This is a genomic window from Streptomyces sp. NPDC043867, from assembly GCF_056435845.1.
Map to the genome: position 1 here is coordinate 1 of NZ_JBWKDS010000059.1, position 15,425 is coordinate 15,425.

At 73.3% G+C, this 15,425-nt stretch carries 10 protein-coding genes; 3 read left to right on the forward strand and 7 right to left on the reverse strand.

Annotation, left to right across the window (positions count from 1 at the left end):
- Nucleotides 1–132: 132 nt before the first annotated feature.
- From sucB to AC069T_RS35735, 3 genes are all read right to left on the reverse strand, one after another.
- Complete coding sequence (gene sucB, locus AC069T_RS35725; protein WP_478786701.1) at nt 133–1,995, reverse strand: 2-oxoglutarate dehydrogenase, E2 component, dihydrolipoamide succinyltransferase; 1,863 nt, start codon at nt 1,993–1,995, stop codon at nt 133–135.
- A gap of 85 nt (nt 1,996–2,080) precedes the next feature.
- Nucleotides 2,081–3,469 (reverse strand): dihydrolipoyl dehydrogenase, encoded by a 1,389-nt coding sequence (gene lpdA, locus AC069T_RS35730; RefSeq protein ID WP_478786702.1) that lies wholly within the window; start codon nt 3,467–3,469, stop codon nt 2,081–2,083.
- Nucleotides 3,470–3,773: 304 nt separating this feature from the next.
- Nucleotides 3,774–5,294, reverse strand: a complete 1,521-nt coding sequence (locus AC069T_RS35735; protein ID WP_478786703.1) for a leucyl aminopeptidase — start codon at nt 5,292–5,294, stop codon at nt 3,774–3,776.
- A gap of 329 nt (nt 5,295–5,623) precedes the next feature.
- Between AC069T_RS35735 and AC069T_RS35740 the strand changes: the two genes are divergently transcribed.
- Nucleotides 5,624–7,660, forward strand: a complete 2,037-nt coding sequence (locus AC069T_RS35740; protein ID WP_478786704.1) for a hypothetical protein — start codon at nt 5,624–5,626, stop codon at nt 7,658–7,660.
- A 297-nt stretch (nt 7,661–7,957) separates the two neighbouring features.
- Here the strand turns inward: AC069T_RS35740 and AC069T_RS35745 are convergent, their stop codons facing one another.
- Nucleotides 7,958–8,740 (reverse strand): adenosylcobinamide-GDP ribazoletransferase, encoded by a 783-nt coding sequence (locus tag AC069T_RS35745; protein WP_478786705.1) that lies wholly within the window; start codon nt 8,738–8,740, stop codon nt 7,958–7,960.
- 60 nt (nt 8,741–8,800) lie between these two features.
- Between AC069T_RS35745 and AC069T_RS35750 the strand changes: the two genes are divergently transcribed.
- A complete protein-coding gene (locus AC069T_RS35750; protein ID WP_478786706.1) occupies nt 8,801–9,568 on the forward strand; it encodes a hypothetical protein in 768 nt (255 codons plus the stop codon).
- Nucleotides 9,569–9,613: 45 nt separating this feature from the next.
- Here the strand turns inward: AC069T_RS35750 and AC069T_RS35755 are convergent, their stop codons facing one another.
- Both AC069T_RS35755 and cobT read right to left on the reverse strand, forming a co-directional pair.
- On the reverse strand, nt 9,614–11,410 hold the full coding sequence (locus AC069T_RS35755; RefSeq protein WP_478786707.1) for a phosphatidylglycerol lysyltransferase domain-containing protein: 1,797 nt from the start codon (nt 11,408–11,410) through the stop codon (nt 9,614–9,616).
- Between the two features lie 382 nt (nt 11,411–11,792).
- Entirely contained in the window at nt 11,793–12,959 is a 1,167-nt protein-coding gene (gene cobT / locus AC069T_RS35760; RefSeq protein ID WP_478786708.1) for a nicotinate-nucleotide--dimethylbenzimidazole phosphoribosyltransferase, read from the reverse strand.
- A 116-nt stretch (nt 12,960–13,075) separates the two neighbouring features.
- Between cobT and AC069T_RS35765 the strand changes: the two genes are divergently transcribed.
- Nucleotides 13,076–14,140, forward strand: a complete 1,065-nt coding sequence (locus AC069T_RS35765; protein WP_478786709.1) for a class I SAM-dependent methyltransferase — start codon at nt 13,076–13,078, stop codon at nt 14,138–14,140.
- 7 nt (nt 14,141–14,147) lie between these two features.
- On the opposite strand, the gene AC069T_RS35770 is transcribed toward AC069T_RS35765, so the two are convergent.
- Nucleotides 14,148–15,347 (reverse strand): bifunctional adenosylcobinamide kinase/adenosylcobinamide-phosphate guanylyltransferase, encoded by a 1,200-nt coding sequence (locus tag AC069T_RS35770; protein WP_478786710.1) that lies wholly within the window; start codon nt 15,345–15,347, stop codon nt 14,148–14,150.
- Nucleotides 15,348–15,425 lie beyond the last annotated feature (78 nt).

Consider the following 15,425-nt stretch of genomic DNA (forward strand, 5'->3'; position numbering starts at 1 on the left):
ACCCACCCCTGAACACCACGACGGCCTGCACCACCCCAACGGGGTCGTACAGGCCGTCGTCACGCAGGCCCCCGGATTTACCAACAGCGTCCGGAGAGACTCCGGACGGGGGCGCCGTACAGCGGACGCGGACTACAGGCCGAGCTCGACCTCGAACTCGCCCGCCTCCAGGATCGCCTTGACCGCGGTCAGGTAACGGGCCGCGTCGGCGCCGTCCACCAGACGGTGGTCGTAGGAGAGCGTCAGGTACGTCATGTCGCGGATGCCGATGACGGTGCCTTCGGCGGTCTCGATGACGGCCGGACGCTTGACCGTCGCGCCGATGCCCAGGATCGCGACCTGGTTCGGCGGCACGATGATCGTGTCGAACAGCGCACCGCGCGAGCCGGTGTTGCTGATCGTGAAGGTCGCGCCGGACAGCTCGTCCGGGGTGATCTTGTTCGCCCGCACCTTGCCCGCCAGCTCGGCGGTGGCCTTGGCGATACCGGCGATGTTCAGGTCGCCCGCGTGCTTGATGACCGGGGTCATCAGGCCCTTCTCGGAGTCCACCGCGATACCGATGCTCTCGGTGTCGAAGTAGGTGATCGTGCCCTCGTCGACGTTGATCCGGGCGTTGACGGCCGGGTGGGCCTTCAGCGCCTGGGCCGCCGCCTTCACGAAGAACGGCATCGGGGAGAGCTTGACGCCCTCGCGGGCGGCGAAGGAGTCCTTGGCCTGGTTGCGCAGGCGCATCAGACGGGTGACGTCGACCTCGACGACCGAGGACAGCTGCGCCTGCTCGTGCAGGGCCTTGACCATGTTGTCGCCGATGACCTTGCGGATGCGGGGCATCTTGACGGTCTGGCCGCGCAGCGGGGAGGCCTCCAGCGCCGGAGCCTTCCTGCCCGCGGGGGCGGCGGCCGCGGCCGGAGCCGGGGCGGCGGCCTTCGCGGCCTCGGCGGCGGCGATGACGTCCTGCTTGCGGATGCGGCCGCCGACGCCGGTGCCCTTGACGGAGGACAGGTCGACGCTGTTCTCGGCGGCGAGCTTGCGCACCAGCGGGGTCACGTACGCGCCGTCGTCACCGGAGGTCGCGGCGGGCGCCGGGGCCTGAGCGGCGGGAGCCGGGGCCGGGGCCGCGGGCGCCGGGTCGGGTGCGGGGGTCGTCTGCTGCTGCGGCGCGGGAGCGGACGGAGCCTGCGGAGCGGCCTGGGCCGGAGCCGGAGCCGGAGCCGGGGCGGGCGCCGGGGCGGCCGGAGCCGGAGCGGCGGCTGCGGGAGCCGGCTCGGGCTCGGGAGCGGGGGCCGGCTCGGGCTCGGGCGCCGGCTCGGGCTCGGCGGCCGGAGCGGCCGGGGCCTCGGCGGGAGCGGCCGCCGGGGTGGCACCGGGCGCACCGATGACGGCGAGCCTGGCACCGACCTCGGCGGTCTCGTCCTCGCCGACCACGATCTCCAGCAGCACGCCGGAGGCGGGCGACGGGATCTCGGTGTCGACCTTGTCCGTGGAGACCTCGAGCAGGGGCTCGTCCTCGGAGACCTCCTCGCCGACCTCCTTCAGCCAGCGGGTGACGGTGCCCTCGGTGACCGACTCGCCCAGCGCGGGCAGGACGACGTCGGTGCCCTCGGCGCTGCCGCCGCCGGAGCTGGCCTCGGCGGTCGGGGCCGGCGCGGGAGCCGCCTGCTCGGTGGACGGGGTGGCCTGCGGGGCCGGCTCGGGAGCGGCCTCCGGCTCGGGGGCCGGCTCGGCGGCCGGAGCGGCCTCGGCGGCGGGCGCGCCCGTGCCGTCGTCGATGACGGCCAGCTCGGCGCCGACCTCGACCGTCTCGTCCTCGGCGACCTTGATGGAGGCGAGCACACCGGCGGCGGGCGAGGGGATCTCGGTGTCGACCTTGTCGGTCGACACCTCCAGCAGCGGCTCGTCGGCCTCGACGCGCTCGCCCTCGGCCTTCAGCCAGCGGGTGACGGTGCCCTCGGTGACGCTCTCGCCGAGCGCCGGAAGGGTTACGGAAACCGGCATGGTTTCTGTTGCTCCTTACGAATGTGCGGAAGTCTGTGGTCGTCGCGCCCTGGTGCGACAGTGACGGGTCAGCCGGTGCGGCTGATCAGTCGTGGGAGTGCAGCGGCTTGCCCGCGAGTGCCAGGTGGGCCTCGCCGAGCGCCTCGTTCTGCGTCGGGTGGGCGTGGATGAGCTGGGCGACCTCGGCGGGCAGCGCCTCCCAGTTGTAGATCAGCTGGGCCTCGCCGACCTGCTCGCCCATACGGTCGCCGACCATGTGGACGCCGACCACGGCACCGTCCTTGACCTGGACGAGCTTGATCTCGCCCGCGGTCTTGAGGATCTTGCTCTTGCCGTTGCCCGCGAGGTTGTACTTCAGGGCGACGACCTTGTCCGCACCGTAGATCTCCTTGGCCTTGGCCTCGGTGATGCCCACGGAGGCGACCTCGGGGTGGCAGTACGTCACCCGGGGCACGCCGTCGTAGTCGATCGGAACGGTCTTCAGACCGGCCAGACGCTCCGCCACCAGGATGCCCTCGGCGAAGCCGACGTGCGCGAGCTGGAGGGTCGGGACCAGGTCACCGACGGCGGAGACGGTCGGCACGTTCGTGCGCATGTACTCGTCGACCAGGACGTAGCCGCGGTCCATCGCGACGCCCTGCTCCTCGTAGCCGAGGCCCTGCGAGACCGGGCCGCGTCCGACGGCGACGAGGAGGACCTCGGCCTCGAACTCCTTGCCGTCGGCCAGGGTGACCTTGACACCGTTCTGGGTGTACTCGGCCTTCGAGAAGAAGGTGCCCAGGTTGAACTTGATGCCGCGCTTGCGGAACGCGCGCTCGAGAAGCTTGGAGGAGCTCTCGTCCTCGACCGGGACGAGGTGCTTGAGGCCCTCGATCACCGTCACCTCGGCGCCGAAGGACTTCCACGCCGAGGCGAACTCGACGCCGATGACGCCTCCGCCCAGCACGATCGCCGACTGCGGGACACGGTCCAGGACCAGCGCGTGGTCCGAGGAGATGATGCGGTTGCCGTCGATCTCCAGGCCCGGCAGCGACTTCGGCACGGAGCCGGTCGCGAGCAGCACGTGGCGGCCCTGGACGCGCTGGCCGTTGACGTCGACGGAGGTGGGGGAGGAGAGCCGCCCCTCGCCCTCGATGTACGTCACCTTGCGGGAGGCGATGAGGCCCTGCAGACCCTTGTACAGGCCCGAGATCACGTCGTCCTTGTACTTGTGGACGGCCGCCATGTCGATGCCCTCGAAGGTGGCCTTCACACCGAACTGCTCGCTCTCGCGTGCCTGGTCGGCGATCTCACCGGCGTGCAGCAGCGCCTTGGTGGGGATGCAGCCGTTGTGCAGGCAGGTGCCGCCGACCTTGCCCTTCTCGATCAGGGCGACGTCCAGGCCCAGCTGCGCCCCGCGCAGGGCCGCGGCGTAACCGCCGCTACCGCCGCCGAGGATCACTAGGTCGAAAACGGTGCTGGCGTCGTTCGCCACGTCACGTCCTCCATGCATGTGCGCCGTACGCCGGTCGTCACTGACCGGGCGGCGGCTGGTGTCCGGCCGCTTCTTCGGCCCTGTGGTGGGGGCCCTGTCCTGCCGAGGACCCATCTTCGCACTTGTCGGACGGAGGCGGGACGCCGGGCCGGGGTGTGAGACGTCTGTTCCGTCACGTGCGGGCGGTGCGAGGGCGTACGAGGGTACGGATTTCGTCGAGAGCGCAACCGCCGTACGCCCATGCGAACGAACGAACGGCCGCGCCCCGGGCCGGGAGGCCCGGGGCGCGACGCCGTCGCGGGTGTCAGCCCAGGTCGCCCGCCGCCGTCAGCTCGGCGAGCCGGACCAGCGTGCGGACCGCGGAGCCGGTGCCGCCCTTCGGGGTGTAGCCGAAGGGGCCCTGCTCGTTGAAGGCCGGGCCGGCGATGTCGAGGTGCGCCCAGGTGATGCCCTCGCCCACGAACTCCTTCAGGAACAGGCCGGCCACCAGACCGCCGCCCATGCGCTCGCCCATGTTGGCGATGTCGGCGGTGGGGGAGTCCATGCCCTTGCGCAGGTGGGACGGGAGCGGCATCGGCCAGGACGCCTCGCCGACCTCCTCCGCGGCCTCGACGATCGCGGTGCGGAACGCGTCGTCGTTGGCCATCACGCCGAAGGTGCGGTTGCCGAGGGCCAGCACCATGGCGCCGGTCAGGGTCGCCACGTCGACGATCGCGTCCGGCTTCTCCTCGGACGCCTTCCACAGCGCGTCGGCGAGGACCAGCCGGCCCTCGGCGTCCGTGTTGAGGACCTCGACGGTCTTGCCGCTGTACATGTGCAGCACGTCGCCGGGACGGGTCGCCGAGCCCGAGGGCATGTTCTCGGCGAGCGCCAGCCAGCCGGTGACGTTGACCTCGAGGCCGAGACGGGCGGCGGCGACGACGGCGGCGAAGACCGCCGCGGCACCGCTCATGTCGCACTTCATCGTCTCGTTGTGGCCCGGCGGCTTCAGGGAGATGCCGCCCGAGTCGTAGGTGATGCCCTTGCCGACCAGGGCGAGGTGCTTCTTCGCCTTGGAGCTGGTGTACGACAGCTTGACCAGGCGGGGAGCGGCCGCGGAGCCCGCGCCGACGCCGAGGATGCCGCCGTAGCCGCCCTTGGCGAGCGCCTTCTCGTCGAGCACCTGCACCTTGATGCCGTGCTCCTTGGCCGCGGCCTGCGCGACGGCCGCGAAGGCCTCCGGGGTCAGGTCGTTCGGCGGGGTGTTGATCAGGTCGCGGGCGCGGTTGAGCTCCTGCGTGACGGCGACGGCGCGCTCGACGGCGGCCTTGTACACCTTGTCGCGGGGCTTGCCGCCGAGCAGCACGACCTCGGCCAGCGGCGCCTTGCCGCCCTTGGCGGCTGAGCCGTTCTCCTTGTACGCGTCGAAGGTGTACGCGCCGAGGAGCGCGCCCTCGCCCACGGCGCCGGCGTCGGCCGGGTCCGTGACGGGCAGTGCGAAGGCGGCCTTCTTGGTGCCGGCCAGCGCGCGGGCGGCGACGCCGGCGGCCCGGCGCAGGGACTCGGCGTCGTAGGCCTCGCCCTTCTCCTGGAGGGCGCCGAGGCCGACCGCGACCACCACGGGGGCCTTGAAACCGGACGGCGCGGGCAGCTTCGTCACCTCGCCCTCGGCGCCCGAGGCGCCCAGGGTCTCCAGGACGTCGGCGAGCCTGCCGTCGTACGCCTTGTCCACGGCTTCGGCGCCCGGTGCGACGACCGGGCCCCGGGCGCCCTTCGCGACACCGACCACGATGGCGTCGGCCCGGAGACCGGACGCCGCGGCGGTGCTGAGAGTGAGAGCAGTCACGGTGGTGAATTCTCGCTTCCGTTGAAATGTGGACGGTCGAGCGGGGGTGGGTCGACCGGGCCTGTGCACCAGACCCTAGATCGGCGGGGGGCGGCGCCTCGGACCGGGCCGGGTGATACCGGTGACGAGCCTACGCGCGAGCGAGGGTTCGCTCATTCCTTCGAACATTCACTCCTGAGTGGCGTCATGGCCACTTATCGCCGTCGTACCCCGTGACCCGGGTCACACTCGTCGGGTTCCGGTGAGCGGCCGACCCGCCGCTTTGCATCATTTCCACGGATCCTCCTCGGAACAGTCACCAGGGGATCTCTTCTGGGGGAGGGACCCACATGGCGCGGAGTGCGCTCGGTTGGAGAAACACGGCGGCCGCCCTGGCGGCCGCCGGTCTGCTGGTGACGGGCCTGGGGGTGCCCGGTGCCTCGGCGGCACCAGAGCCGCGCGTCGACCTGAAGGTCCTCGTCGTGGACAACGGCGAGAGCCCCGTCGGGGCGATCACCGCCGAGCTGAGGAGCACCGGCGTCCCGTACACCACGGTGGACCTGAACGACCCGGGCCGCCCGACGATCGACGCGGCGTTCCTGAGCGACACGGCCGGCGGCACGCCGCGGGCCAGGTACCAGGGCGTGGTGCTGCCCGACGAGGCGCCGTTCGGCACCGGTTCGGCCGAACAGAGCGCCCTGGAGGCGTACGAGAAGACGTACGGCATCCCGCAGGTGGACGCCTACACCTGGGCCCATCCGGAGGTCGGGCTCGAGTACACCAGTGAGGGCGGCTACTCCGGGAGCCTCGACGGCCAGGAGGCGGCCGTCACCACGGCGGGCCGGTCGGGCCCCTTCGGCTACCTCGAAGGCCCGCTCACCTTCGAGGACAACTCCGCCACCGCGCTGGAGAGTTACGGCTTCCTGGCGAAGCCGCGGGCGGGTTTCACCACCTACGTCGACACCGCCGTCCCCGGGGGAGCGGGCCGCGCCGCCCTGGTCGGCGAGTACGCCCACGACGGCCGCCGCGAACTGGTGGTGACCTTCGCCTACAACCAGTACCAGCAGCAGTTCCGGGTCCTCGCCCGGGGCATCGTCGAATGGCTGACCCAGGGCATCCACCTCGGGCGCAGCCGCAGCTACTTCGCGGTGCACGTCGACGACGTCTTCGCACCCGACGCCCGCTGGGACACGGAACGCAACTGCACGCCCGGTGACCTCGACTGCGTGGGCGGTGGCGGCGAGGAGGCCACGGCCCAGGTCCGGATGACGGCGGCCGACGCCGCCTACGCCGCGCAGTGGCAGCAGACCAGCGACTTCACCCTCGACATGGTCTACAACGCCGGCTCGGGCGAGGAGTGGAAGAGCGAGAACGGCGGCACGGACGCCCTCGCCGACCGGCTGCTCGCCGACAGGGCCAAGTACCGCTGGATCAATCACACCTACACCCACGCCTTCCTCGGCTGCGTGCAGGACACCTCGACGGTGCCGTGGAGCTGCGCCAGGAACGCGGACGGCTCCACCCGGTACACGAGCCGCTCCGACATCTCGGCGCAGATCCGCGACAACTACGGCTGGGCACTCGCCAAGGGCCTGCCGGTCGACAGCACCGAGCTGGTGACCGGTGAGCACTCCGGTCTCAAGTCGCTGCCGCAGCAGCCCGCCGACAACCCGAACCTGGCCGGCGCGCTCTCCGACAACGGCATCAGGTGGACCGGCTCGGACAACTCCCGCGAGCCGGACCAGCGTTCCGTGGGCGGCGCGCTGACCGTGCCCCGCTACCCGATGAACGTGTACTACAACGTGGGCACCAGGGCCGAGATGGCCGACGAGTACAACTGGATCTACACGTCCAGGGCCGACGGCGGCAGCGGCGTCTGCGAGGGCAACCCCACCTCCACCTGCATGTCCGAGCCCCTCGACACGGCCACCGGCTATCTGTCGTACATCGTCCCGCAGGAGGCGCGCACCGCCCTCGGGCACGCCGTCGGCAACGACCCGCGACCGCACTACGTGCACCAGTCCAACCTCGCCGAGGACCGGCTGCTGTACCCGGTCCTGGACAAGGTGCTGGCCGGCTACCGGGCGCTCTACGCCGACAACGCCCCGCTGGAGAACCCCCGGCAGAGCGCGATCGGCACCGAGCTCAAGCGCCGCGCCGACTGGCGGACGGCCGTCGCGAACGGCCGGGTCACCGCGTACCGCGTCGGCAGGGCCGTCACCGTCAGCGCCCCGTCCGGGACCCAGATCCCGGTGACCGCGCCCGAAGGCACCAGGAAGCAGATGCTGCTCGGCACCAGCGCGTTCGGGACGCCGTACGCGGGCAGGCGCTCGGCCTGGACCACGCCCGACACGCTGCAGACCGCGCTCCGGCTCACCCTGCCCTAGGGCCTGTCGTTTGGATCAGGCTGGCTGTGACCGACGGTTCGTCCTGACCGGCCCGAGCGGGGTCTGGCGCGTGCAGCTGCAAGGCGGAGGAGGGAGTCGACGCGGAGCGTCGGCGACCGACGACAACGCCGCAGATGTGCGTGCCGGACCCCGCGACGCCGGCGTGATCCAAACGACAGGCCCTAGCTCGGCGGTGCGCCGGTACGGCGTGCACCCCGGCCCGGCCGGCCGGGGTGCACCGCGCATTCCACGGGCGGGAACCTGCCCCCCCATGCGGTGGGAGCGCCCGCGACCGGTTCAGTGCAGGGACAGCACGACCAGCGCGGTCGTCGCCGCGGTCTCCGCGACCCCTCCGAACACATCGCCGGTGACACCCCCGAACCGGCGGACGCAGTGGCGCAGCAGCAGTTCGGCGGCGGCGCAGGCGGCGAGGACCGCGACCGCGCCGCGCACCACGCCGTACGGCCCGGACAGCGCGCCCGTACCCGCCGCCGCGGCCAGCACCAGCACGGCCACCGGCAGCGCGTCCCGCACCGGCACCACGCCCGCGACGGCTGCGCCGAGCCCCTCGGGCCGGGCCGGCGGCACCCCCCTGCGGGCGGCCAGCGTGAGGGCGAGCCGGGCGGCGACCGCCGAGACGACCGCCGCGCACGCGCCCCGGGTCCACGAGCCGCCATACGCCTGGGCGAGGGCGGCCACCTGGGCGAACAGCACGAACACCAGGGTGATCACCCCGAACGGCCCGATGTCCGACTGCTTCATGATCCGCAGCGCGTCCTCCGCGGCCTTCCCGCTGCCCAGCCCGTCCGCCGTGTCGGCGAGCCCGTCGAGGTGCAGTCCCCGGGTGAGCGCGGCCGGTACCGCGGCGGTGGCCACGGCGGCCGTCAGGGGCCCCGCCCCGAGCGCCAGCAGCAGCACCCCGGCCGCGGCGGCGCCGAGCCCCACCACGAGACCGGCGACGGGCGCGCACAGCATGCCGCCACGTGCGGCGTCGCGGTCCCAGCGGGTCACCGCGACGGGCAGCACCGTCAGGGTGCCGAAGGCGAAACGGAGGCTGTCGGCGAGCGGGGTCCTGGACACCGGCGCAGGCTATCCGCCGACAGGAGGAGCGGTGACAGCGGTCGTGGATAAAGTTCGCATATGGGTCATTGGGTGTATCGCAACATCGTCGAGCCAGGCAAGCTGCCGCTGCTGCTGGCGCTCACCTCCTTCGTCCTGACCTTCGTCATCACGCGTGTCGTCGTCCGGATGATCCGCGCGGGCAAGGGTCCGTTCGGCAACGTGAAGGCCGGTGAGCTGCACATCCACCACGTCGTACCCGGTGTCGTGCTGACCGTGATCGGCGGCTTCGGCGCGGTGGCCAGCGCCCGGCACGGCTTCGGCGCCGGCGCGTTCGCCGTGGTCTTCGGGATCGGGGCGGGGCTGGTGCTCGACGAGTTCGCGCTGATCCTGCACCTCGACGACGTCTACTGGACCGAGGCCGGACGCAAGAGCGTCGAGGTCGTGGTGGTCACGGCGGCCCTGGTCGGCCTGGTCCTCGGCGGCTTCCTGCCGTTCGGGGTCAACGACCTCAGCCAGCAGGAACTGCGCGACCGCGGCGGCGTCGTCCTGAGCGTCGCCGTGAACTTCCTCTTCGCGCTGCTCGCCCTGAGCAAAGGCAAGGGGCGCACGGCGCTCTTCGGGGTGATCGTCCCGCTCGTCGCCCTGGTCGGAGCGATCCGGCTGGCCCGCCCCGGCTCACTGTGGGCCAGGCGCTTCTACCGCCGGCGGCCCCGCGCCCGGGCCAGGGCGAGACTGCGCGCCTACCACCACGACCGCCGCTGGGCGGCGCCCCGGCGCAAGCTCCAGGACCTGATCGGCGGCACGCCCGACGACCCGGAACCGGTCCGCTCCCTGCCGGAACGCTGATGACCCGCTCCCGCCGGGACGGCGTCGGCCCGCTGCCGCCCGCCCTCAGCGGTGCGTCTCCAGGTGCCTGCGGTGCAGCCACTTCGGCAGACCCGGCGCCTCCAGGAACCCCTCGGCGCGCGCCGCGGCGATCCCGATGCGCGGCAGGTCCGCGCTCTTCTCGAAGAGCAGGAACCGGGGCTCCCAGATCGGCCGGTACTTGGCGTTCGCCCGGTACAGCGACTCGATCTGCCACCAGCGGGAGAAGAAGCTGAGCAGCGAACGCCACAGCCGCAGCACCGGTCCCGCGCCGAGCCGCGAGCCCCGCTCGAAGACGGACCTGAACATCGCGAAGTTGAGCGAGACCTGCGTGATCCCGATCTCCCCGGCGCGGCGCAGGAGTTCGATCACCATGAACTCCATCAGCCCGTTGTCCGCGTCCCGGTCGCGCCGCATCAGGTCCAGCGACAGCCCGTGCGGGCCCCACGGGACGAAGGACAGCAGCGCCCGCAACCCACCGTCGCGATCGGTGCATTCGAGCATCACACACCGCCCGTCCTCGGGATCGCCGAGCCGGCCGAGCGCCATCGAGAAACCGCGCTCGGTGGCGCCGTCCCGCCAGTCGTCCGCCCGCTCCAGGAGGTACGTCATCTCCTCGGCCGGGATGTCCTCGTGCCGCCGGATGCGGACCTGGTACCCGGCCCGCCCGACCCGGTTGAAGGCCTGCCGGACGGTGCGCATCGCACGCCCTTCGAGCGTGAACTCGGCGATGTCCACGAGGGCTTCGTCGCCCAGTTCGAGCGCGTCGAGGCCGTGCCGCGCGTAGATCGTGCCCGCCTCCTCGCTCGCGCCCATCACCGCCGGGATCCAGCCGTGCGCGCGGGCCTCGGCCAGCCAGGGCCCGATGGCGCCGGGCCAGGCCTCCGGATCGCCTACGGGGTCCCCGCTCGCCAGCGACACCCCGCCCACCACGCGGTACGCCACCGCGGCCTTGCCGGTCGGCGACCACACGACGCTCTTCTCGCGGCGCAGGGCGAAGTAGCCCAGGGAGTCGCGGTCGCCGTTCCTCTCCAGCAGGGCGCGCAGCTGCTTCTCGTCGTCCTCGGTGAGCGGGTCGACGGCGCGGCGGGAGCGGAAGGCGGCGTAGAGGACGGCGAGGACCAGCAGGGTGCTGCACCCGTTGACGGTGACGTCGACCCAGCCGGGCGTCGTGATGCCGGGGAAGTGCGCGTCGTCGGCGGCGACGGACACGAGCCGCACGGTGCCGTAGCGCCAGCGGTCCGCGAACGTCGAACTCCGCGCGTCGGGGGCCCGGTTGGTGACCGTGACGAGGAGTGCGGCGAGCAGCGAGGTGACCAGCAGGCCACCGGTCGCGACGGCCGCGGCGAGCCTCGGGTTCGAGCGGTCGCCCTTGGCGTAGAACTCCCGCCGGCCGACGACGAGCGACGTCACGAAGGCGGCGGTCAGACCGAGCGAGACCCAGTTCTGCGGGTACCGGTGGACCTCGGGGAAGACCATCGTGAGGGCGAACAGCCCGAGGAACGACCCGCTGAGCACGAGGTTCAGGATCCACGCGGCCCGTTTGCGGCGCCGCATGGTGAGGGCGAGGAACATCGTGAAGACACCGGACGCGAAGCCCGCCGTCAGGAGATACGGCGTGAAGTAGTTCTCCGTGTTGTGCCGCCGCACGTCCTGTCCGAGGGAGACCCACCCGGCGCTCAGGAAGTTGACGAACGCGACGCCCCGCAGATACCAGACGGCGAACGCCGCGGCCCTGCGTGGGGCGCCGGCAGGCCGGGGGACTCGCTCGCCCTGCCGGGCCGGGCCCCGTTCCCGCTCAGTGGCAATTCGGACATCTCCCATGACGGGGGATGATAAGTCCCGAACCCCCAAGAAAACCGCCGCCACGACACGCCCCAGGGCGCGGGAACGGCGCACCCAGCCCCGCCCAACCGCAGGTCATCACGCCGCCCGCCGTCCCCCGTCAGGGGCGCGAGGAACCGCGCACCCCAGCCCCGCCCAACCGCAGGTCATCACGCCGCCCGCCGTCCCCCGTCAGGGGCGCGAGGAACCGCGCACCCCAGCCCCGCCCAACCCGCAGGTCATCACGCCGCCAGCAGAGCCCCGTCAGGGGCGCGAGGAACTGCGCGCCCAGCCCCATACGACATGCAGCCGCGGCACCGCCGACCCCCGCCCCCCGGGGGCGAACCCTCAGCCGTCGCCCCCCGGGGCGAACCCTCAGCCGTCACCCCGCCGGGGAGGGCCCGGCCCCCTCGGCCACCCCGGGACCCTCCCCGCCCCCGGGGAGTGACCCGACCCCGTCGAGCCCCCCGGCGTCGCCGGTCCCGGAGACCTCCGGCCCCGCCCCGGAGACCTCCGGCATCTCCGCCGCCAACGCCGCCGCGGCCTGCACCAACGGCAGCGCCAGCAACCCCCCGGCCCCCTCACCCACGGTGACCCCGTGGTCGAGAAGGGGCTCGAGCGCCATCCGGTCGAGCGCCTTCGCCTGCGCCGGCTCCCCGCTGCTCTGCCCGGCCAGCCACCAGTCCGGCGCCCGGAAGGCGACCCGCTGCCCGACCAGGGCGCACGCGGCGGAGACCACCCCGTCGAGGATCACCGGCGTCTTGCGCACCGCGCACTGCAGCAGGAACCCGGTCATCGCGGCGAGGTCGGCCCCGCCGACCGCGGCGAGCAGCTGGAGCTGGTCCCCGAGCACGGGCCGCGCCCGGCGCAACGCGTCCCGCACCGCCGCGCACTTGCGCATCCACGCGAGGTCGTCGATCGGCAGTCCGCCCCGCCCGGTGACCACCGACGCGTCCGTCCCGCACAGCGCGGCGACGAGCACCGCCGCCGCGGTCGTCCCGCCGACGCTCACATCGCCGAGGACGACGAGATCCGTACCGGAGTCCGCCTCCTCGTCCGCGACGGCGACCCCCGCGCGGAACGCCGCCTCGGCCTCCTCGAGGCTCAGCGCGTCCTCGACGTCGATCCGCCCCGACCCGCGCCGCACCCGGTGCCGTACCACCTCGTCCGGCAGCCCGTCCGGGTCGCAGTCCAGGGCCATGTCGACGACCCGCACCGGCACGCCGAGCCGCCGGGCCAGGATCGCCGCGGGGCTGGCGCCCTCCAGGAGCGCCCGCACCAGCCGGTCGGCGGTGCCCGCGGGCCGCGCCGACACGCCGAGTCCGGCGATCCCGTGGTCGCCGGCGAACAGCACCGCGCGAGGACGCTCGACCGGCCGCACCGGCACCGCGGACTGCGCCGCCGCCAGCCACTCGCCCAGCTCGTCGAGGCGGCCGAGCGAGCCCGGCGGCACGCCCTGCCGCTCCCTTCGCGCCTCGGCGTCCCGGCGCACACCCCCGTCGGGGCGCTCGATGAGATCGGTGAAGTCGTCGAGATTTAGCGAGCTCATTCGCCGAACAGTACCGGCCGCGATCGAACACGGCGGAGTCACGTCATTGCACCCATGATCGGGATCCCCTACGTTCCGGTTTGCATCGAATTGCCACCCGGGTCCAGGAGCCGCTCATGACCCCCACTCCACGGACGAGCGCCCTGCGCCGCGCCGCATACCTCAGCGAACTCGCCCAGGGCACCGACCGCTTCCACGAACCGCGCCGCGAGGACTGCCCCTGGTGCGGCTCGACACGGCTGCGCACCCGGCTGCGCACACCCAATCCGCGCCGGCACCAGCCCGGCACCTTCGTCGTCGACGAATGCCGGAGCTGCGCCCACGCCTTCCAGAACCCCCGGCTCACCGCCGAGGGGCTGGCCTTCTACCACCTGGACTTCCGCGAGGGACACGACGGTTACGCGGAACGCATCCTCGCCCTGCGCGGCAGCCGCCGGCGCCACCGGGCCGCCGCCCGCACGATGCTGCGCTTCCCGGAGCCGGAGAGCTGGCTGGACGTCGGCACCGGGCACGGGCACTTCGCACAGACGGCGAAGGAGGTCCACCCCTACACCGCCTTCGACGGCATCGACGCCACCGCGCGCATCGAGCGGGCGTACGCGGCCGGACGCGTTGACGAGGCCCACCTGGGCCGGCTCACCGACCCCGGGATCGCCGAGCGGGTGCGGGGCCGTTACGACGTGGTGAGCATGTTCCACCATCTGGAGCACACGCCCGACCCGCGCGGTGAACTGCGCGCGGCGCTGGCCGCCCTGCGCCCCGGCGGGCACCTTCTGGTCGAAGTCCCCGATCCGGCCTGCGTGTTCGGCATGCTGCTCGGCCGCTGGTGGGTCAACTCCGGGCAGCCGCAGCACCTGCATCTGATGCCGCTGCCGAACCTGCTCGCCGAACTGGAGTCCCTCGGTTGCGAGATCGTCGCCACCGACCGCCGGGAACCCCACATCCCCTACGACCTGACGGGCGCCCTCGCGCTGGCCCTCGCGCGTCTGCTGCCCGACGTCGACGCCCCCTGGCGGGCCAAACCCCCCACCGAACTCCAGCGTGCCGTCCGCACGGTCCTGACGAGGGCCACCGTCCCGCTGCTCCTCGCGGCCTCGGTCCTGGACCACGCCCTGGCCCCGCTGTTCAGCCGCACCCGCTTCTCGAACGCGTACCGGATCATCGCCCGCCGCGGGGCATGAGCCGCCGTCAGGCCCGCAGCGGCAGCGCCTGCCCCGCCACCACCAGCAGCACGTGCTCGCACTCCGCCGCGAACGCGGAGTTCAGCCGCCCCAGTTCGTCGCGGTAGCGGCGGCCGGAAGCCGTCGCCGGGACGATGCCGGAACCGACCTCGTTGGAGACGGCGACGACGGTCCGGCGGGTGCGGCGCACCGCGTCCGTCAGTTCCGCGACCCGCTTGCGCAGGGCGCGTTCGCCGCCGCTCGTCCACTCCGCGTCGTCCCAGGCGCCGACCGCGTCCATCGCGTCCGTCAGCCACAGGGACAGGCAGTCGATGAGCAGCGGGGGACCGTCCTCGGCCAGCAGGGGCACCAGGTCGCAGGTCTCGGCGGTCCGCCAGGAGCCCGGCCGGCGCTCCCGGTGGGCGTGCACCCGGGACGCCCACTCGCCGTCCCCGGCGCGGGTGCCGCCCGTCGCCACGTACAGCACCTCCGGGAAGGCCTCCAGCCGGCGCTCGGCCTCGACGGACTTGCCGGAGCGGGCGCCGCCCAGTACGAGGGTGCGGCGCGGCACGTCCGGTACGTCCTCGTACCCGCCGACGGTCAGTGTCGTACCGTCCGGCACCGCCCGGGCCCCGGCGGCGGCCAGCCGGCGGTGCAGTTCGGGGCCCGGCGGCACGTCGTGGTCGAGGTGCACGGCGACGACGTCGCTCGTCGGCCCCACCGCCCCGGCCGCCCGCAGCCTCGCCAGCGCGTCCGGCCGGCCCACGACGTCGGCGGCGACCAGGTCGTAGGCCCCGCCGCTCTCGTCGAGCCCGGCGGGCGCCGCCCCCGGCGGCAGATAGAGCAGCCGCTGCCCGTCGGGGCCCGTCACCGCGTATCCGGTGCCGGGCGCGTCCATCGGCACGGCCCGCACCCGGTGCCCGGTGAGCAGCGCCAGCTCCCGCCCGTCGGGCACCCGTCCGGGCTGCGGCACGCCCGCCGGGACCTCGACGGCGGGGCCGTTGTGCGGATGCGAGAGCAGCACCTGCCGTACGCCGCCCAGCGAGCGTCCGGCGCGGGCGGCGGCGAACGCGGCCCCCGGAGTGAGGTCGAGCAGCAGCGTCCCGTCGACGAGCAGCGCGGTCGCCGCCCGCGCGTCGGCGCCGAGCGCGGTCGCGCACGCGGCGCAGGGACAGTCGGGGCGGGGGAGGCCCGCCGGGGCACCGGTGCCGAGCAGTGTCAGTTCCACGGAGCTGATTTTCGCCTGTCGGTGCAGGTCTTGCGCGTCCGGCTAGGCTTCGGGCAGGGGCGGGATCTTGTCCGGCCC